The following is a 20,086-nucleotide window of genomic DNA, read 5'->3' as shown; positions in this document are numbered from 1 at the left end:
ATGAACCTGATGACCTCTCGCCCGGCCGCCGCCCTGCTGCTGCTCCCGCTGACAACGCCTGTCACCGCACAGACTGCCGCAACCGACGACCGCGCCGTCGAGCTGCAGCAACCCGTGTTGACGGTGTCGGCGCCGCGCCTGGAGCGCGAGCTACTCACCACCCCGATGGCTGTCTCGATGGTCGATGAAGACGACATCCATCAAGGTCAGCAGCGGGTCCGTCTCGATGAATCCCTGGTTCGAGTGCCTGGGGTGTTCATCCAGAATCGCGACAACTTCGCCCAGGGTGCTCGTGTCTCCATCAGGGGCTTTGGTGCCCGCGCTCCCTTCGGTGTGCGCGGCATCACCATATTGGTGGACGGTATTCCCTACACCCTCCCCGATGGCCAGGCCCAGCTCGATGCCATCGACCTGGACAACGCAGAACAGATCGAGGTCATCAGGGGACCGGCGGCGGTTCAGTACGGCAATGCCGCCGGTGGTGTCATTTCGGTCACGACGGCGGACGGGCGTGACGAAGGTGACGACTCGACGACGATACGTGCCGGTATCGGTAGCGACGGCTACAACAAGCAATCCCTTTCCACCGGCGGCGAGCACGACGGCTGGGCCTACCACCTGGGTGCCTCGCGACTGGAACTGGCCGGCTATCGGGATCACAGCCGCACCGAGAAGCGCTTGCTGAACGCCAGCCTGTCACGGGATATGGGCGATCAACGCCGTCTCACCGCCATCATCAACCTGCTCGACAACCCCCGTTCCGAAGATCCTGGTGGTCTGACCCAGGACCAGGTCGATGAAGATCGCCGACAGGCGGGCCGCTTCACCGAGGACTACGACACCGGCCAGAAGGTGGACCAGCAGGTCGTGGGATTGCAGTACGAGGATCTTGGCTTCGGCCCCGGGGAGCTCTACCTCAAGGGATTTACCACCTGGCGAGACTTCGAACAGCAATTGCCCTATCCGGGCGACAGCTTGATCGACTACCGACGTCACCACTTCGGTGGCAGCGCCGAATATCACCAACGCTTCAACCTCGCCGGCATGACGCTGGACAGCATGGTGGGTATCGACGGCGCTCGCCAGGAAGACGACCGCCATCGCCGCGATGTAGCCTTCGATGGCAGCGTGACGGGAGAAGTGGCCGACGAGACCCAGACGGCGACCAGCCTGGGTATCTTCGCCCAGGGCGACCTTGCCCTGAATGAGCACTGGACACTGTCGGCCGGCGGACGCTTCGATCGCATCGACATGGAAATCGATGACGACTACGACAACGATGGCGACCAGAGCGGTGAACGCACCTTCCACGAAACCAATGGAAGCCTGGGAATCAGCTATCGCTTCCATCCCTTGCATCAGGTCTACGCCAACACCTCCACCGCCTTCGAGACACCGACCTTCTCGGAGTTTGCCAATCCCGCAGGTGGTGGCTTCAACCCCGACGTCGAACCCCAGGAGAGCTGGAGCCGTGAGCTCGGGGTGCGCGGCACCCTGCCCACCGGACTGGATTACGACGTCACCCTGTTCTCGATCGACGTCGACGATGAACTGGTCCCCTACGAGATCGATGGTAGCGATCGCACCTTCTACGAAAACCTTGGCGACACCAGCCGCGACGGGCTCGAAGTCGCGCTAGGATGGCAGCCCTCGGCGCGTCTGGAGCTCAATACCGCCCTGACCCTGGCACGCTACGAGTTCGACCAGGTTTCCGGTAGTGACCTGGACGGCAACCGTCTGCCCGGGCTTCCGGAGACAACCTGGGTCAACCAGCTCACCTGGTACGGGACAGGTAGCCAGGACACACGTTACTTTGCCACCCTGGAAACCCAGTATGTGGGCGACATGGTCGCGGACAATGCCAACCGGGTAGACATCGACAGCTACTGGCTGGTCAACCTTCGTGCGGGTGACGGCTGGCGACTGGGCGGCAACCAGATACTGTCGACCTACCTCGGCATCCGAAATCTGTTTGACGAAGACCACTATGCCAATGTCCGCATCAATGCCAGCAACGACCGCTATTTCGAACCGGCGCCGGACCGTTCCTTCTATGCAGGCGTAGAACTATCATTTTGATGTAAGCACAACTTTTTCACCGAACTGTTGTGATTCGGGAGTCAGCGCCGAGCGAGAGTCGCTCTACCCCAGCATCTCTTGAGCCAGATCAAGCACATCGACTTAAACCCTTGAGACGATGAAACGATCCTTGGCAAAAGGAGGCGCAGCACTCGCTGGCCAACCTCCCATGATCATTCGACGCTCATCCGAGACACCCGCGCGCCTCTGGTCCGGCGGCACGACGCGGGAGCTGTTCATCGCTCCCGTTGACAGTGACTATGCCGACCGGAACTTTCAGGTCCGCCTGAGCACCGCCACGGTAGAGTCCGAAGAGTGCCTGTTCACCCCTCTGGCAGGCTACGAACGACACCTCATGGTATTGGAAGGCGCGGCCCACCTTGAGCATCAAGGGCACCGCTCCAGGGACCTCAGGCGCTTCGAAGTCGACACCTTTGACGGCGCCTGGCAAACCCTGAGCCAGGGGCTCTATCGCGACTTCAACCTGATGGTGAGATACGGCAGTCGCGGCTACCTCACACACCAGTTGCTGAGCGAACAGGAAACCCTGCACCTGTCACCGGAACCCGCACTACTTCGAGCCTGGTACCTGATCAGTGGTCATGTGGAACTCGTCTCCGGCGAGGTACTCGCGGCCGGTGATCTTCTGGTCATCGAACCCGGCGACCGCCTGGGCCTGCGTTCGCTGCAAGCGAGCCAACTGGTCGTCTCCACCATCGCGTTCTAGGCACAGAGCCGCGACAACCGTCTTGCTGAAACTTGCCTGAAACCAAAGAAGCCCGCCTCCTCTCGGAAGCGGGCTTCTTCGTGATACATGCCTGATCTGTTCACGACAGGGTAGTCGCATGGGGGTGAGTCACCCCAGGGTTTGCAGCGAAGCTGCAAGGGGGGACGAACGACGCGAGCCCGCCCTTTAGAAGAGCCAGGCCGGACCGCGCCGGGGGGGGATCGGCGCGGCCCCACATATAAAGAGAGGGGCTGAACTTGTAGAGAGCCCATGCATGCGCTCTTTACAAAAAGAAGGCCCGACTATCTCTCGATAATCGGGCCTACTTCTGAATAAATGCCTGACGCCTCTGCGGCCACTTCGTGGCCTTGAGCCTGGGCTCGGGGCGCCGCAAGCGGCTTTACATCCCTCGCCCGTTCGAGCCTGACAATGCGTTGCATTGTCCGGGCGGCTCTCACCCTACTCTCGCATGCGAGGAAGGGGCATCGTACAGACATAAACAAAAACCCCCAACTCCTTCGGAGCTGGGGGTTTTTGTTTATGTAAATGCCTGACGATGACCTACTCTCGCATGGGGAGACCCCACACTACCATCGGCGCTGAGCGGTTTCACTTCTGAGTTCGGCAAGGGATCAGGTGGTTCCCACTCGCTATGGTCGTCAGGCGGAAAAAAGACAATATATATCATGCCGACGATACGTTTCATCGTATCCGTCAATTGATTCGAGACATCATCGACCAAAACCCTTTGGGTGTTATATGGTCAAGCCTCACGGACCATTAGTACCGGTTAGCTCAACGCCTTGCAGCGCTTCCACACCCGGCCTATCAACCAGCTGGTCTTGCTGGGTCCTTTAGGAGGCTCAAGGCCTCAGGGAGATCTCATCTTGAAGGGGGCTTCCCGCTTAGATGCTTTCAGCGGTTATCCCGTCCGTACATAGCTACCCGGCAATGCCACTGGCGTGACAACCGGAACACCAGAGGTACGTCCACTCCGGTCCTCTCGTACTAGGAGCAGCGCTTCTCAAATCTCCAACGCCCACGGCAGATAGGGACCGAACTGTCTCACGACGTTCTAAACCCAGCTCGCGTACCACTTTAAATGGCGAACAGCCATACCCTTGGGACCGACTTCAGCCCCAGGATGTGATGAGCCGACATCGAGGTGCCAAACACCGCCGTCGATGTGAACTCTTGGGCGGTATCAGCCTGTTATCCCCGGAGTACCTTTTATCCGTTGAGCGATGGCCCTTCCATACAGAACCACCGGATCACTAGAACCTACTTTCGTATCTGCTCGACGTGTCTGTCTCGCAGTTAAGCACCCTTATGCTCTTGCACTCACTGCACGATTTCCAACCGTGCTGAGGGTACCTTCGTGCTCCTCCGTTACTCTTTGGGAGGAGACCGCCCCAGTCAAACTACCCACCACACACGGTCCTCGAACCGGATTACGGTCCTGAGTTAGAACGCCAATGATGCCAGGCTGGTATTTCAAGGTTGGCTCCACCCCATCTGGCGACAGGGTTTCAAAGCCTCCCAGCTATCCTACACAAGCAACATCAGCGTCCAGTGTGAAGCTGTAGTAAAGGTTCACGGGGTCTTTCCGTCTAGCCGCGGGTACACAGCATCTTCACTGCGATTTCAATTTCACTGAGTCTCGGGTGGAGACAGCGTGGCCATCATTACGCCATTCGTGCAGGTCGGAACTTACCCGACAAGGAATTTCGCTACCTTAGGACCGTTATAGTTACGGCCGCCGTTTACCGGGGCTTCGATCAGGAGCTTCGCGTGAGCTAACACCATCACTTAACCTTCCGGCACCGGGCAGGCGTCACACCCTATACGTCCGCTTGCGCGTTTGCAGAGTGCTGTGTTTTTAATAAACAGTTGCAGCCACCTGGTATCTTCGACCGCGTCAGGCTCCGGTCGCGAGGACCTTCACCCTAATGCGGCGTGCCTTCTCCCGAAGTTACGGCACCATTTTGCCTAGTTCCTTCACCCGAGTTCTCTCAAGCGCCTTGGTATTCTCTACCTGACCACCTGTGTCGGTTTGGGGTACGGTCTCACAGTATCTGAAGCTTAGAGGCTTTTCCTGGAAGCGTGGCATCGATGACTTCCTGACCGTAGTCAGTTCGTCTCGCCTCTCGGCCTTGAGGATCCGGATTTACCTGAATCCTCAGCCTACCGGCTTTCACCAGGACAACCAACGCCTGGCTCACCTAGCCTTCTTCGTCCCCCCATCGCAATACTGTGAGGTACGGGAATATTGACCCGTTTCCCATCGACTACGCCTTTCGGCCTCGCCTTAGGGGCCGACTCACTCTGCTCCGATTAGCGTCGAACAGAAACCCTTGGTCTTCCGGCGGGGGAGTTTTTCACTCCCCTTGTCGTTACTCATGTCAGCATTCGCACTCGTGATACCTCCAGCATGCTTCTCAACACACCTTCATCGGCTTACACGACGCTCCTCTACCGCTCGCCATTCGGCGAACCCGTAGCTTCGGTACCTGGTTTGAGCCCCGTTACATCTTCCGCGCAGGCCGACTCGACTAGTGAGCTATTACGCTTTCTTTAAAGGATGGCTGCTTCTAAGCCAACCTCCTAGCTGTCTAAGCCTTCCCACATCGTTTCCCACTTAACCAGGATTTCGGGACCTTAGCTGACGGTCTGGGTTGTTTCCCTTTTCACAACGGACGTTAGCACCCGCTGTGTGTCTCCCACGCTTGCACTCACCGGTATTCGGAGTTTGCCTCGGGTTGGTAAGTCGGGATGACCCCCTAGCCGAAACAGTGCTCTACCCCCGGCGGTGATACGTGAGGCGCTACCTAAATAGCTTTCGAGGAGAACCAGCTATCTCCGGGCTTGATTAGCCTTTCACTCCGATCCACAAGTCATCCAAATCTTTTTCAACAGATCCTGGTTCGGTCCTCCAGTTGATGTTACTCAACCTTCAACCTGCTCATGGATAGATCGCCCGGTTTCGGGTCTATTTCCAGCGACTGGTCGCCCAGTTAAGACTCGATTTCTCTACGCCTCCCCTATACGGTTAAGCTCGCCACTGAAAATAAGTCGCTGACCCATTATACAAAAGGTACGCGGTCACCAAACAAGTTGGCTCCCACTGCTTGTACGCATACGGTTTCAGGATCTATTTCACTCCCCTCTCCGGGGTTCTTTTCGCCTTTCCCTCACGGTACTGGTTCACTATCGGTCAGTCAGGAGTATTTAGCCTTGGAGGATGGTCCCCCCGTCTTCAGTCAAGGTTTCACGTGCCTCGACCTACTCGATTTCACAACACTCAGGTTTCGGTTACGGGGCTATCACCCACTATGGCCAGACTTCCCAGTCTGTTCACCTACCAGTTGTGTTGCTTAAGGGCTGGTCCCCGTTCGCTCGCCGCTACTAGGGGAATCTCGGTTGATTTCTTTTCCTCGGGGTACTTAGATGTTTCAGTTCCCCCGGTTCGCCTCTCATGTCTATATATTCAACATGAGATACCCAAGTTACCTTGGGTGGGTTTCCCCATTCAGAGATGTCCGGGTCGCAGGTCGTTTGCCACCTCGCCGAACCTTATCGCAGGCTTCCACGTCTTTCATCGCCTCTGACTGCCTAGGCATCCACCGTATGCGCTTCATCGCTTGACCATATAACCCCAAAGGGTCTGTCAATCGATGATGTCACGACAATTGCCGGATACGCTTGAAACGTATCTTACTTTGTCAGCATGATATACATTGTTAAAGAGCGTTAGAGCAAAAGCTCTAAGCGAGAGACTTGATATCGCCTGATGGCGAACAAGCATCTTGCTTAGAACTTGACGACTGTTTTACTCGAAATCGAGAAATGGTGGAGCCAAGCGGGATCGAACCGCTGACCTCCTGCGTGCAAGGCAGGCGCTCTCCCAGCTGAGCTATGGCCCCATATCCTGTCGGGTATGCTTGACCAGAACCAGCTATCAAACGATGGGCCTGGGCAAATCCGATGCTACCCGGCGAGCTCACCGATCTTCACCACACCAAAGGCGTGCACTCGCTGAACTTATGAAGATGGTGGGTCTGGGCAGACTTGAACTGCCGACCTCACCCTTATCAGGGGTGCGCTCTAACCAACTGAGCTACAGACCCATTGCCGAGCAATATTGGGCATAAATCCCAAACAGTCGTTACTCTTGCTTGATCAGGTAATTCATTGTGAGCACTTACCGACAGTCAGATGACGTGTCGTTTAAGGAGGTGATCCAGCCGCAGGTTCCCCTACGGCTACCTTGTTACGACTTCACCCCAGTCATGAACCACACCGTGGTGATCGCCCTCCGAAGTTAGGCTAACCACTTCTGGTGCAGTCCACTCCCATGGTGTGACGGGCGGTGTGTACAAGGCCCGGGAACGTATTCACCGTGACATTCTGATTCACGATTACTAGCGATTCCGACTTCACGGAGTCGAGTTGCAGACTCCGATCCGGACTGAGACCGGCTTTATGGGATTAGCTCCACCTCGCGGATTCGCAACCCATTGTACCGGCCATTGTAGCACGTGTGTAGCCCTACCCGTAAGGGCCATGATGACTTGACGTCGTCCCCACCTTCCTCCGGTTTGTCACCGGCAGTCTCCCTAGAGTTCCCGACCGAATCGCTGGCAAATAGGGACAAGGGTTGCGCTCGTTACGGGACTTAACCCAACATTTCACAACACGAGCTGACGACAGCCATGCAGCACCTGTCTGAGAGTTCCCGAAGGCACCAATCCATCTCTGGAAAGTTCTCTCGATGTCAAGGGTAGGTAAGGTTCTTCGCGTTGCATCGAATTAAACCACATGCTCCACCGCTTGTGCGGGCCCCCGTCAATTCATTTGAGTTTTAACCTTGCGGCCGTACTCCCCAGGCGGTCGACTTATCGCGTTAACTGCGCCACAAAGCTCTCAAGGAGCCCAACGGCTAGTCGACATCGTTTACGGCGTGGACTACCAGGGTATCTAATCCTGTTTGCTACCCACGCTTTCGCACCTCAGCGTCAGTGTCAGTCCAGAAGGCCGCCTTCGCCACTGGTATTCCTCCCGATCTCTACGCATTTCACCGCTACACCGGGAATTCTACCTTCCTCTCCTGCACTCTAGCCTGACAGTTCCGGATGCCGTTCCCAGGTTGAGCCCGGGGCTTTCACAACCGGCTTATCAAGCCGCCTACGCGCGCTTTACGCCCAGTAATTCCGATTAACGCTCGCACCCTCCGTATTACCGCGGCTGCTGGCACGGAGTTAGCCGGTGCTTCTTCTGTGAGTGATGTCCTCCCTCGAGGGTATTAACCTCAAGGCTTTCTTCCTCACTGAAAGTGCTTTACAACCCGAAGGCCTTCTTCACACACGCGGCATGGCTGGATCAGGCTTTCGCCCATTGTCCAATATTCCCCACTGCTGCCTCCCGTAGGAGTTCGGGCCGTGTCTCAGTCCCGATGTGGCTGATCATCCTCTCAGACCAGCTACGGATCGCAGCCTTGGTGAGCCGTTACCTCACCAACTAGCTAATCCGACATAGGCTCATCCGATAGCGCAAGGTCCGAAGATCCCCTGCTTTCCCCCGTAGGGCGTATGCGGTATTAGCCTGGGTTTCCCCAGGTTATCCCCCACTACCGGGCAGATTCCTATGCATTACTCACCCGTCCGCCGCTCGACGCCTCCTAGCAAGCTAGGATCGTTTCCGCTCGACTTGCATGTGTTAGGCCTGCCGCCAGCGTTCAATCTGAGCCATGATCAAACTCTTCAGTTTAAAGTCTGATAGTCCGTTAAGCGGACCAAACTTGGCTCAAGGTTCAAACGTCTCGTTTGACGAGTCGCTTGCCTTGATATTTCAGTGACAGTGTCACTGACTCATCGGCAAGCGCCCACATGAATTACCTGATCAAATTATTAAAGAGCATGCTCTGGACTCTATAGAGAGCTTAAAGAGCGTCTCGCTTTGCTGCGCCGCAGCCCGAATCGTTAACCCGAGCCCTTGTCACAGCGCCCTGCGAGGAAGGCGTATTCTACAGAATCGAAGCGTTTCGTCAAGGCTTTCTTTTTTCGCCGTACAAGCGATGCCTGCAGGACCCAAGAGAAAGCGAAGCGAGCCTGACGCGCATCCTGCGATGCCGTCCTGGCGACTCCGATCGAGTGGCGAGCATTTTACCGATTTCTCGTTGCCCGTCAAGTGGAGAATTTTTCGAAGACTTGAAAAAGCCTTTTCAAAACAATCACTTTACCACCCTTCACCGCCTGTGACGTTTGCTCGTCGCCGGCAGCGGATGCGTACTTTACGCATCACCTCCGGCCTTGGCAAGCGCTTTTCGTAAAAAAATGCCAGATCATCGAGCAGTGTCGATCCAACAGCGGCACCATCTTGTCCACACCGCTCTATGGACCCCCCCCCTGTGGATGAATGCACAGACTCCCCAGAAGGCGCTTTCGGCACTCATACAAGAACAGGAACGCCCGCGCTAGGCGGGCGTTCCTGTCGGTCGTCAGTATAACGAAGCGTTGGGCTTGCTGCTCACATCGGCCTCTATTGTTACCGCAAGATGATCCTGGGCTAGGTCTTGAGCTTGCGCATCAGCGCCATCGTCGGACCGGACGCCACATAGGTACCGAACAGCAGCAACAGCATGACCGACGGCTCGATCGAGATCACGACAAATCCCAGCACGATGGCCAGCAGGGCCACAAAGGGCACCGGCCCCTTGAGATCGACATCCTTGAAGCTGTAGTAGCGAATGTTGCTGACCATCAAAATGCCAGCCGCCCCCACCACCAGCAGCATCAACAGCTTGAAGCCAAGAGCGGTGGCGTCGAAGCTGTGGAACGTCCACACACTGGCCGCCACCAGCGCCGCCGCCGACGGGCTGGGCAAGCCGATGAACCACTTCTTGTCGACGCTGCCGATCTGCACGTTGAACCGCGCCAGGCGAAGCGCCGCACAGGCCACGTACAGGAACGCCACCACCCATCCGGTCTTGCCGATGTCCTGCAGGATCCAGGTAAAGGCGACAAGCCCCGGCGCCATGCCAAAGGAGATCATGTCAGCAAGGCTGTCATATTCGGCGCCAAACTCGCTTTGTGTATTGGTCAGCCTGGCTACCCGGCCGTCGAGGCCATCGAGCACCATGGCGATGAAGATGGCCACCGAAGCGGCGGTGAAATCGCCATTGAGGGCGGCGACAACGGCGAAGAATCCCGAAAACAGCGCCGAGGTGGTGAACAGGTTCGGCAACAGGTAGATCCCCCGCCGTCGCACCTTCTTGCCGTCCTCGACCGCTTCTTCCACGACTTCGGATTCCCGCATGAAGGCGCTGGCCAGATCTTCATCCTGGGGCTCTCGTGGTTCCTGCTCACGCTTGCCTGCGTCTTCGCTCATCTCTGTCATCCATTGGCTTCGAGTATGGGATCATTCTACACGACCGGCCGGCCGTTACCGCCAACCTCGCGGCAGCCGCCCTCTCCCCCAGCCTCGGGCACCTGCGGGCCAAACGCAAGGCACAGCGCAGGATTCATGCGGCAGCACCATGACCACTCAGTCGTTCACCCATGACGCAACGGGGGAGGAGCACTGAGTGTGCTCCTCCCCCGTTTCTGTCCCCATCGGCGGGCAAGCCCGACGATGGGTTACCAGGAACCCATCAGTTCTTGGATTTGTCGACCAGCTGGTTGGCGGCGATCCAGGGCATCATGCCACGGAGCTTCTCACCGACCTGCTCGATCTCGTGCTCGGCGTTCAGGCGACGACGTGCGGTCATCGAGGGGTAGTTGCTGTTGCCCTCGTTGATGAACATCTTGGCGTACTCGCCGGTCTGGATACGCTTGAGGGCGTTGCGCATGGCGGCACGCGACTCGTCGTTGATGACCTCAGGGCCGGTCACGTACTCGCCATACTCCGCATTGTTGGAGATGGAGTAGTTCATGTTGGCGATGCCGCCTTCGTACATCAGGTCAACGATCAGCTTGAGCTCGTGGAGACACTCGAAGTAGGCCATTTCAGGGGCGTAGCCCGCTTCTGTCAGGGTCTCGAAGCCGGCCTTGACCAGTTCGACAGCGCCACCACACAGGACAGCCTGCTCACCGAACAGGTCGGTTTCGGTCTCGTCCTTGAAGGTGGTCTCGATGATGCCGCTGCGGCCACCACCGATGGCGGCGGCGTAGGACAGGCAGAGTTCCTTGGCCTGGCCGGTGGCATCCTGGTGGATGGCGATCAGGTCAGGAATACCGCCGCCACGGGCGAATTCGGAGCGCACAGTGTGGCCCGGCGCCTTGGGGGCGATCATCACCACGTCCAGATCCTTGCGTGGCTCGATCTGGTTGTAGTGGATGTTGAAGCCGTGGGCGAAGGCCAGGGTAGCGCCTTCCTTGAGGTTCGGCTCGATTTCCTGCTCGTAGATAGCCTTCTGGTTCTCGTCCGGCGCCAGCACCATGACGACGTCGGCGGACTGGCAAGCCTCGGCCACAGAGGCCACCTTCAGGCCGGCGGCCTCCGCCTTGGCGGCGGAAGAAGAACCCGGGCGAAGCGCGACGGTGACGCTGACGCCGGATTCCTTCAGGTTGTTGGCGTGGGCGTGGCCCTGGGAGCCGTAACCGACGATGGTGACCTGCTTGTTCTGGATCAGCTGAAGATCGCAGTCCTTGTCGTAATAAACGCGCATCTGGTGCTCCTGAAAACGAGTGCCTGCTCGGCGATAGAAGAGATCTTGTCTGTGTCGTGTTGCGTTCAGCGTTGATGGCCACCCGCGCCGTCTTGTGCGGCGCTGGGCAGACGAGGGGGCTCGCCCTCCGTCGATGCATCCCACCTTACGCCAGCGCCCGTGTTGCGTAAAACGCTATATTTGCAATACTACGTGCCAAAATATGCAATTACAGGTCAGGACTCCCCATGGACTTCCGCCCCCTGAAGCACTTTCTGATGCTGGCCGATTCACTGCACTTCGGCCGTGCCAGCGAGGCCTGCCACGTGAGCCCATCGACCCTGAGCCGCTCCATTCGCCAACTGGAACAACAGCTCGGCGTGGTGCTGTTCAACCGTGACAATCGCCACGTGGTGCTGACCCCCCAGGGAAAGCGCTTCCAGCGCTATGCCAAGGAAGCCCTGGAAGAGTGGGAACAGGTCCGCCTGTCGTTGCAGAGCGAGGCCAAGCGCCTCAGTGGTGAAATCAGCATCTACTGCTCGGTGACCGCGAGCTACAGCTTTCTCTACAGCCTGCTGGCCGACTTCCGCCAGCGCTATCCCGCCATCGAGCTCAAGCTGCACACCGGCGACCCAGCCCGAGCCATCCAGCGAGTGCTGGCCGGCGACGAAGACATGGCCATTACCTCACGCCCGCGCCGCCTGCCCGATGGTCTCGCCTTCAAGTCGCTGACCCGTTCGGCACTGGTGTTCATCGCCCCACAAGAGCAACGACCGTGGGTGCCACAGCAGCCGATGAGCCCGAGCCAGACACAGTGGCAAGGGGTGCCAATGATCCTGTCGGAGGCTGGGCTATCGCGGGAACTGGCCGACACCTGGTTCAAGGCGCTGGGCGTGACCCCGACCATCTACGCCCAGGTAGCCGGCCACGAAGCCATCGTCAGTATGGTCGGACTCGGCTTCGGCATCGGTGTGGTGCCACGCATCGTGCTGGAGGCGAGCCCGCTGGCCGAACGCGTGAGAATACTCCCGGTCAAGCCGGAACTGCCGCACTACGACGTGGGCCTCTGTGTGCTGGAGCGGCGTCTGAAGAGTCCGTTGATCGACGCCCTGTGGCAGGAAGTCGTGGAGCGTTGAGGCCGGGCACGAAAACGCCGCCCCGAGAGGCGGCGTAACAGGTTCACCGGCTGCCCACCAGGGCCAGCGGTTTGCTAGAGGCTCAGCACCTTGTCACCACGGGCGATACCCGAGACGCCGGTGCGCGCTACTTCGAGAATGCCCACGGGGCCCATCGCCTGCAGGAAGGCGTCGAGCTTCTCGGCATCGCCAGTGATCTGCACGGTGTACAGACTCGGGGTGACGTCGACGATCTGGGCACGGAAGATGTCTACCGTGCGCTTGACCTCATCGCGGGCAGCGCCCAGCGCCTTGACCTTCACCAGCATCAACTCACGCTCGATATGGTTGCCTTCGGTGAGATCCACCAGCTTGACCACGTCGATCAGCTTGTTGAGGTGCTTGGTGATCTGTTCGATCACCCGGTCGTCCCCGACGGTGGTCACGGTCAGACGCGACAGGGTCGGGTCATCGGTGGGCGCCACGTTGAGGGTTTCGATGTTGAAGTTGCGCTGGGAGAACAGCCCCACGACCCGCGACAGCGCACCCGGTTCGTTTTCCATCAGAATCGAGATGATATGTCGCATCAGGTCCGCTCCGTCTTGGAAAGCAGCATGTCACGCATGGAGCCCAGAGGCACCTGCATCGGATAGACGTGCTCGTGCGGGTCCACCGCGACGTCGAGGAACACCAGCTCATGGGTGTCGGCGAAGGTACGCGCCAGCGCCTCTTCCAGATCCTCTTTCTTCTCGACCCTGAGCGCGGTGAAACCGTAGGCCTCGATCAGCATCTGGAAGTCCGGCAGCGACTCCATGTAGGAGTGAGCATGGCGGGACTTGTAGTTGAGGTCCTGCCACTGGCGCACCATGCCCAGCGAACCGTTATTTAGATTGATGATCTTGACCCCACCACCGAACTGCTTACAGGTGGAGAGTTCCTGCATCATCATCTGGAAGCTGCCTTCGCCGGTCACGCAGACCACCTCCTCATCGGGGAAGTTCTGCTTGACGCCCATGGCCGCGGGAAAACCGAAGCCCATGGTGCCGAGTCCACCGGAGGTGATCAGCCGATTAGGCTTGTCGAACTTGTAGTACTGGGCAGCGAACATCTGGTGCTGACCCACGTCGGTGGTGACGTACGCCTCGCCACGAGTCACCCGGCAGATGGCCTCGATCACCTCCTGCGGCTTGAGCACCTCGCCGGGCCTGGACGGCTCGTAGAGCTTGCCCTTGCGCTCGTCGCGCCACTCGTCGATGGTCTTCCACCAGTCCTTGAGCGCGTCGGGATTGGCGATCTCATGGCCCTGCACCAGGCTGATCATTTCGTTGATCACGCTGGCCGCAGGTCCAACGATGGGCACGTCTGCGCGCACCGTCTTGGACACCGAGCTGGGGTCGATATCCACGTGGATGATCTTGGCCGTGGGGCAGAACTTCGAGGTATTGTTGGTCACACGATCGTCGAAACGCGCGCCGATGGCGATCACCAGGTCGGCGTGATGCATCGCCATGTTGGACTCATAGGAGCCGTGCATGCCGAGCCAGCCCAGGCACTGATCGTCGCTCTGGGGGTAAGCCCCGATGCCCATCAAGGTGGTGGTGATCGGAAAGCCGAGCTGCTTGACCAGATCGGTCAGCCCCTCGCAAGCACGCCCCTGGACCACGCCACCACCGGTGTAGAACACCGGACGACGGGCCTTGAGCATCAGCTCGACGGCCTTCTTGATCTGTCCGGTATGGCCTCGACTGACCGGGTTGTACGAGCGGATCTTGACCTTCTTCGGATAGACGTACTCGTAGCGCTCGGTGGGCGCCGTCATGTCCTTGGGTATATCCACCAGCACCGGACCGGGACGCCCGGTGGCAGCGAGATAGAAGGCCTTCTTGAGCACCTCGGGAATCTCGCTCGGGTGCTTGATCGAGAAGCTGTGCTTCACGATCGGCCGGGTGACACCGACGATATCGGTCTCCTGGAAGGCATCGTCACCGATCAGATGGCTCATCACCTGACCACAGAGCACGACCATCGGGATCGAGTCCATATAGGCAGTGGCGATGCCGGTCACCGCATTGGTGGCCCCCGGCCCCGAGGTGACCAGTACCACCCCGGGCTTGCCGGACGCCCGTGCATAGCCGTCGGCGGCGTGGGTCGCGGCCTGCTCGTGGCGAACCAGGATGTGCTTGACCTTGTCCTGACGGAACAAGGCATCGTAGATGTGTAGTGCGGCGCCGCCCGGATAGCCGTAGATGTATTCCACGCCCTCATCCTGGAGGAAGCGGGCGATCATGTCCGCGCCTGAAAGCAATTCCACAGATGTATCTCCCCTGGAGGTCTCGAGTGCGATTCGCACCTGTCGTGGGTACGAAGTCGAGTGCAGCGGTATGCTGCTGCCGGCGCACCGGCACCTGATGCCAAACCCTGGCGTCCGTCGGCCCGGTTGGGGCCTGCACTCTCATCACGGCGGGTCACCGCGTCGGGGCGTTGGCCAGGCGGGGCGGTTAACCCGAACCTGGTAGTCCTTCGGCGGGTAGAGGCCCATTGGCCTACCCTTCACGCGGCGTTGGGGGTCACCCATCGTGCCGCGCCCGCAGTCAGGAACCCTCAAGATTCCAATAGCGCTCTGTGACTGTCAACCGCCGTTCCCATCGCGCTCGGTCAGAGCACTCTGAAAGGCCTCTTTTCGCGGGTGCAGCAAGACCAATGTCTAACGCCGTTTTCTCGAAATCTGGCCATGACGCTGCTGTAATGACGCCAGGTGACACGATTCACTTACTTTACCAGACACCGATGGAGAGGGTGCGGCGGAAAGTCGCCACGACAGCCGGAGCATGACGACAGGAGAGTTTCTCTCTGCCCCGCCCCGGGACTGACCGGCACCGCTGAGGATCAGCGAACGACTCACCGACGCTTTCAAACCGGGTCGCTGACACTTGCCATCTGGATCGCTGACGCCTCAAGAGAGAATCGATTCATCCAAGGATTTCTCTAGACAACCACAAGGTCTTTTCGACAACCACAACAACGCCCCCCTTCACAGGAGGTAGCACTACATGTCTCGCATCGTGCAATGGTCCATCACCGTGGCGCTGGCAGGATTCCTGTTCGGCTTCGACACCGCGGTCATCTCCGGGGCCGACAAGCCCATCCAGGCGCTGTGGGGTCTCAGCGACCTGCAGCATGGCCTGCTGATCATGTCCATGGCCCTTTGGGGCACCGTGATCGGTGCCATCTTCGGCAACTGGCCCACCGATGCGCTGGGAAGGCGCGCCACCCTGCTGATGATCGGTGTGCTGTACCTGGTCTCCGCGGTGGGCTCGGCGGTGGTGTCCGACCCCTGGCTGTTCGCCTTCTTCCGCCTGATCGGCGGTATCGGCGTCGGCATCTCGTCGGTGGCGGCCCCCACCTATATCTCCGAGATCGCCCCGCCGCGCCATCGTGGCTTTCTGGTCGCCATGTACCAGTTCAATATCGTCTTCGGCATCCTCATGGCATTCGTCTCCAACTATGTGATCGGCAGCCTGATGAGCGACGACGCCTGGCGCTGGATGCTGGGTATCGAGGCCATCCCTGCACTGATCTACACCCTGATGATTACCCGTGTCCCGCGCAGTCCGCGCTGGCTCATCCTCAAGAAGAACGCTATCGAGGAAGCCGGCCAGGTACTTCGCCAGATCAACCCTGACGCCGATGTCGACGCCGAGATCAACGCCATTCGCGCCGCCGAAACCGACGAAGCGTCCGCCAAGGCCCCCTTCTTCTCGCGTCGCTATCGTCTGCCGATTCTGCTGGCCTTCCTGATCGCCTTCTTCAACCAGCTCTCGGGCATCAACTTCATCATCTACTATGCCCCCCGGGTGCTCGAAGCCGCCGAACTCGGTAGCCAGGCAGCGCTTCTGTCCACCGCCGGCATTGGTCTGGTCAACCTGGTCTTCACCATGATCGGGATGTCGCTGATCGACCGCTTCGGCCGCCGTACCCTGCTGTTCATCGGCTCGGCCGGCTATCTAGTGTCGCTGGTGCTGATCTCTCGCGCCTTCTTCGCCGACGCCCTGGGCGGACTCGAAGTCCCGCTGCTGCTGGGACTGTTCATCGCTGCCCATGCCATCAGTCAGGGTGCGGTCATCTGGGTGTTCATCTCCGAGGTCTTCCCCAACCACGTGCGTGCCCGCGGCCAATCCTTCGGTGCCTCGATCCACTGGGTCTTCGCTGCGCTGATCACCCTGGTAATGCCCTGGGTGCTGGGTACCTTCAGCGGCGGGCCGGTGTTCGCCTTCTTCGCGATAATGATGCTGCTGCAACTGGTGTTCGTGATATTCCTGATGCCAGAGACCAAGAACGTCAGTCTCGAGGAACTGCAAAAGCACCTGGTGGGCGACAACGTACGCCTGCGACGCGTGCACCTGTCCGGCGCCCGGGCGACGCGCTAGGCGCTGTCCGAAAAGTCGACGAGCGAAGGTTAGACAAGGCAAAAATCGGTGAGAAAGCGCAGTTTACGGGGTGTAAATGAGCATTTTGATCCGATTTTTAACGCCGTATTACCGAGCGCAGGCACTTTTCAGACAAGCCCTAGGGCTTGGCAAGAATAAGCCCGCGCTCGTTGCCCTTTCGGGCAGAGCCCAAGCCTTGAGGAACGCCACGAAAAAGCCCGCCGGGTGGGGAACCGGGCGGGCAAGGGGGTCACAGGACGCAACCTGACCTTCAGTATAGCGACCGATTAACCATTTGCTTGAGAATGGGTATTCGAATTACCCATCATGCACGAATGCCAGCCGAAGGCATCAGGCCCCTCCTTGATGAAGGGGCCTTCTTGCGTGATCGACCCGTGGTCAGCGGTCGAAACGTAACTGACCATCGTCGGCGACCACGCGGATCACGTCGCCAGCGCTGAACTTGCCGGCCAGCAGGTCCTGTGCCAGCGGGTTCTCGATCCGGCTCTGCAGGGCGCGCTTGAGCGGACGAGCGCCATAGACGGGGTCGAAGCCGACCACTGCCAACAGTGCCAACGCCTCGTCGGAGACCGTGAGCCCGAGATCGTGTTCTGCCAACCGCGTGCGCAGACGTTCAAGCTGGATGCCGGCGATCGCCTGGATCTGATCCTGGCCGAGGGCGTGGAACACCACCACTTCATCGATGCGGTTGATCAACTCAGGCCGGAAGTGGCTTCCGACCACCTCCATCACCGTCTGGCGCATGCTGTCGTAGTCGGCGTCGTCACCACCGAACTGCTGGATGATGTCGGACGCCAGGTTGGAGGTCATCACGATGACGGTGTTGCGGAAATCCACCGTGCGCCCCTGGCCGTCGGTCAGGCGACCATCCTCCAGCACCTGCAACAGGATGTTGAAGACGTCCGGGTGGGCCTTCTCCACCTCGTCGAGCAGCAGCACCGAATAGGGTTTGCGGCGCACCGCTTCGGTCAGGTAGCCGCCTTCTTCATAGCCGACATAGCCGGGAGGCGCGCCGATCAACCGCGCCACCGAGTGCTTCTCCATGAACTCGGACATGTCGATGCGCACCATGGCTTCCTCGGTGTCGAACAGGAAGTTGGCCAGCGACTTGCACAGTTCGGTCTTACCCACCCCGGTCGGGCCGAGAAACAGGAAGGAGCCGTTGGGCCGGTTGGGGTCGGCCAAGCCCGCGCGGGAGCGCCGCACCGCGTTGGCCACGGCGGTGACCGCCTCGTCCTGACCGATGACCCGCTGGTGCAGGGCCTCCTCCATGCGCAGGAGCTTGTCGCGCTCGCCCTCGAGCATCTTGGCCACCGGAATGCCGGTCCAGCGTGACACCACCTCGGCGATTTCCTCCTCGGTGACGTTGGAGCGCAAAAGCTTGTGGTGACGAGTGTCCGCCTCGGCATCGCCGCTCTCGGCAATCTTCTTTTCGAGCTCCGGAATCACCCCGTACTGCAGTTCCGACATCCGCCCCAGGTCACCCTGGCGGCGAGCCTGCTCCAGGTCGACCCGTGCCCGGTCTAGCTCGTCCTTGAACTGGGCCGCGCCCTGGATGCTGGCCTTCTCGGCCTTCCAGATCTCGTCCAGGTCGGCGTACTCGCGCTCGAGCTCGCCGATCTGTTCCTCAAGGGTATCGAGGCGCTTGCGTGAGGCCTCGTCGGTTTCCTTCCTGAGGTGCTCGCGCTCCATCTTCAACTGGATCAGGCGACGATCCAGACGGTCCATTTCCTCCGGCTTGGAGTCGAGCTCCATGCGAATGCGCGACGACGCCTCGTCGATCAGGTCGATGGCCTTGTCCGGCAGCTGACGATCGGTGATGTAGCGCGTCGACAGCTTGGCCGCCGCGATGATCGCGCCGTCGGTAATGTCGACGCCGTGGTGCACCTCGTAGCGCTCCTTGAGGCCACGCAGGATCGCCACCGTGTCTTCCTCGCTGGGCTCGTCCACCTGCACCTTCTGGAAACGCCGCTCCAGCGCCGCATCCTTCTCGATGTACTTGCGGTACTCGTCCAGGGTGGTGGCACCGACACAGTGCAGCTCACCCCGGGCCAGCGCCGGCTTGAGCATGTTGCCGGCGTCCATGGCGCCCTCGGCCTTGCCCGCACCGACCATGGTGTGCAATTCGTCGATGAACAGGATGACCCGCCCTTCTTCCTGGGACAGCTCGTTGAGCACCGCCTTCAGGCGCTCCTCGAATTCACCGCGAAACTTGGCGCCAGCCAGCAGCGAGCCCATGTCCAGCGACAGCACGCGCTTGTCCTTGAGCCCCTCGGGCACCTCGCCGTTGATGATGCGGCTGGCCAGCCCCTCGACGATGGCGGTCTTGCCGACGCCGGGCTCGCCGATCAGCACCGGGTTGTTCTTGGTGCGCCGCTGCAGCACCTGGATGGTGCGACGGATCTCGTCGTCACGCCCGATCACCGGATCCAGCTTGCCGTCGGCGGCCCGCTGGGTCAGATCCAGGGTGTACTTCTCCAGCGCCTCGCGGCTGTCCTCGGCGTTGGCGTCATCCACCTTCTGGCCACCGCGCACGCTATCGATGGCGCCCTCCAGCGACTTGCGCGCAAGGCCAGCCTGGGTCAGCGCCTTGGCCACGGCATGCTTCATGGCGATTGCCGCCAGCAGTACCAGTTCACTGGCGATGTATTGATCGCCACGCTTCTGGGCCTCGGCATCGGTGAGGTTGAACAGCTTGATCAGATCCCGGGACGGCTGCACTTCGCCGTCGAACTGGGCGACCTGGGGCAGATCGTCGATCTGGCCCGCCAGGGCGTCACGCAGCCGACCGGCGTCGCCCCCCGCCTTCTGTACCAGCGCCTTGACGCCGGTGTCGCGGTTGTCGAGCAGCGCCAGCAGCAGGTGCGCAGGTTCCATCTGATTGTGCCCGCGCCCCACGGCGAGGGACTGGGCGTCGGCGATAGCCTGCTGCAGCTTGGCGGTAAACTTGTCAAAACGCATCGATATCTCCTTTCGGGATGGCGATGCGTTCGGACGCACCGCTTGACCCTGTCAATGTGACTTGACAGAGATATGGCGGTGCTTTAGGGACGTTTCAAGTCTAGTGAAGCAG

General features: G+C 59.7%; 9 protein-coding genes, 2 tRNA genes and 3 rRNA genes. 4 read left to right on the top strand and 10 right to left on the bottom strand.

All coding sequences use genetic code 11. The annotated features are described in order from the left end of the window. The first annotated feature begins 9 nt into the window (after window positions 1-9). Both NFH97_RS11770 and NFH97_RS11765 read left to right on the top strand, forming a co-directional pair. Entirely contained in the window at window positions 10-2,079 is a 2,070-nt protein-coding gene (locus NFH97_RS11770; protein WP_349624843.1) for a TonB-dependent receptor family protein, read from the top strand. Window positions 2,080-2,248: 169 nt separating this feature from the next. Beyond that, entirely contained in the window at window positions 2,249-2,806 is a 558-nt protein-coding gene (locus tag NFH97_RS11765) for a HutD/Ves family protein (protein WP_349624842.1), read from the top strand. Between the two features lie 548 nt (window positions 2,807-3,354). Here the strand turns inward: NFH97_RS11765 and rrf are convergent. From rrf to ilvC, 7 genes are all read right to left on the bottom strand, one after another. Further along, window positions 3,355-3,470 (bottom strand): 5S ribosomal RNA (rrf, locus tag NFH97_RS11760). 95 nt (window positions 3,471-3,565) lie between these two features. Then, window positions 3,566-6,453, bottom strand: a 23S ribosomal RNA gene (locus NFH97_RS11755). Between the two features lie 200 nt (window positions 6,454-6,653). Continuing rightward, window positions 6,654-6,729 (bottom strand) — tRNA-Ala (locus NFH97_RS11750). Between the two features lie 127 nt (window positions 6,730-6,856). Continuing rightward, window positions 6,857-6,933 (bottom strand) — tRNA-Ile (locus NFH97_RS11745). A 101-nt stretch (window positions 6,934-7,034) separates the two neighbouring features. Further along, window positions 7,035-8,572 (bottom strand): 16S ribosomal RNA (locus NFH97_RS11740). The 16S, 23S and 5S rRNA genes sit together here with 2 tRNA genes alongside, the layout of an rRNA operon. A 798-nt stretch (window positions 8,573-9,370) precedes the next feature. Beyond that, complete coding sequence (pssA, locus tag NFH97_RS11735) at window positions 9,371-10,192, bottom strand: CDP-diacylglycerol--serine O-phosphatidyltransferase (protein WP_045994259.1); 822 nt, start codon at window positions 10,190-10,192, stop codon at window positions 9,371-9,373. Window positions 10,193-10,454: 262 nt separating this feature from the next. After that, window positions 10,455-11,615 carry a ketol-acid reductoisomerase gene (ilvC, locus tag NFH97_RS11730; RefSeq protein ID WP_258184008.1) on the bottom strand — a complete coding sequence of 387 codons (1,161 nt, stop codon included), beginning with the start codon at window positions 11,613-11,615 and terminating at the stop codon, window positions 10,455-10,457. An 83-nt stretch (window positions 11,616-11,698) separates the two neighbouring features. Here ilvC and ilvY point away from each other — a divergent pair, with 83 nt between their 5' ends. Further along, window positions 11,699-12,586, top strand: coding sequence for an HTH-type transcriptional activator IlvY (gene ilvY / locus NFH97_RS11725; protein ID WP_045994257.1), 888 nt, complete (start codon window positions 11,699-11,701; stop codon window positions 12,584-12,586). 74 nt (window positions 12,587-12,660) lie between these two features. Here the strand turns inward: ilvY and ilvN are convergent, their stop codons facing one another. Both ilvN and NFH97_RS11715 read right to left on the bottom strand, forming a co-directional pair. Continuing rightward, complete coding sequence (gene ilvN, locus NFH97_RS11720) at window positions 12,661-13,152, bottom strand: acetolactate synthase small subunit (RefSeq protein WP_045994256.1); 492 nt, start codon at window positions 13,150-13,152, stop codon at window positions 12,661-12,663. Further along, window positions 13,152-14,876 carry an acetolactate synthase 3 large subunit gene (locus tag NFH97_RS11715; RefSeq protein ID WP_045994255.1) on the bottom strand — a complete coding sequence of 575 codons (1,725 nt, stop codon included), beginning with the start codon at window positions 14,874-14,876 and terminating at the stop codon, window positions 13,152-13,154. The genes ilvN and NFH97_RS11715 overlap by 1 nt, the downstream gene beginning before the upstream one ends. A gap of 739 nt (window positions 14,877-15,615) precedes the next feature. Here NFH97_RS11715 and NFH97_RS11710 point away from each other — a divergent pair. Then, the gene (locus NFH97_RS11710; protein WP_348814887.1) at window positions 15,616-16,992 is read left to right on the top strand and encodes a sugar porter family MFS transporter; all 1,377 of its coding nucleotides are present in this window, start codon (window positions 15,616-15,618) and stop codon (window positions 16,990-16,992) included. 399 nt (window positions 16,993-17,391) lie between these two features. Here NFH97_RS11710 and clpB read toward each other — a convergent pair whose 3' ends face one another. Next, window positions 17,392-19,974, bottom strand: coding sequence for an ATP-dependent chaperone ClpB (gene clpB, locus NFH97_RS11705; protein WP_349624841.1), 2,583 nt, complete (start codon window positions 19,972-19,974; stop codon window positions 17,392-17,394). Window positions 19,975-20,086: the final 112 nt, after the last annotated feature.

It is taken from the genome of Halomonas sp. SCS19, assembly GCF_040147015.1.
Lineage (GTDB): Bacteria > Pseudomonadota > Gammaproteobacteria > Pseudomonadales > Halomonadaceae > Halomonas > Halomonas litopenaei.
Note: the sequence above shows the minus strand (reverse complement) of the source record. Positions and strands in the feature narration are given on the sequence as shown.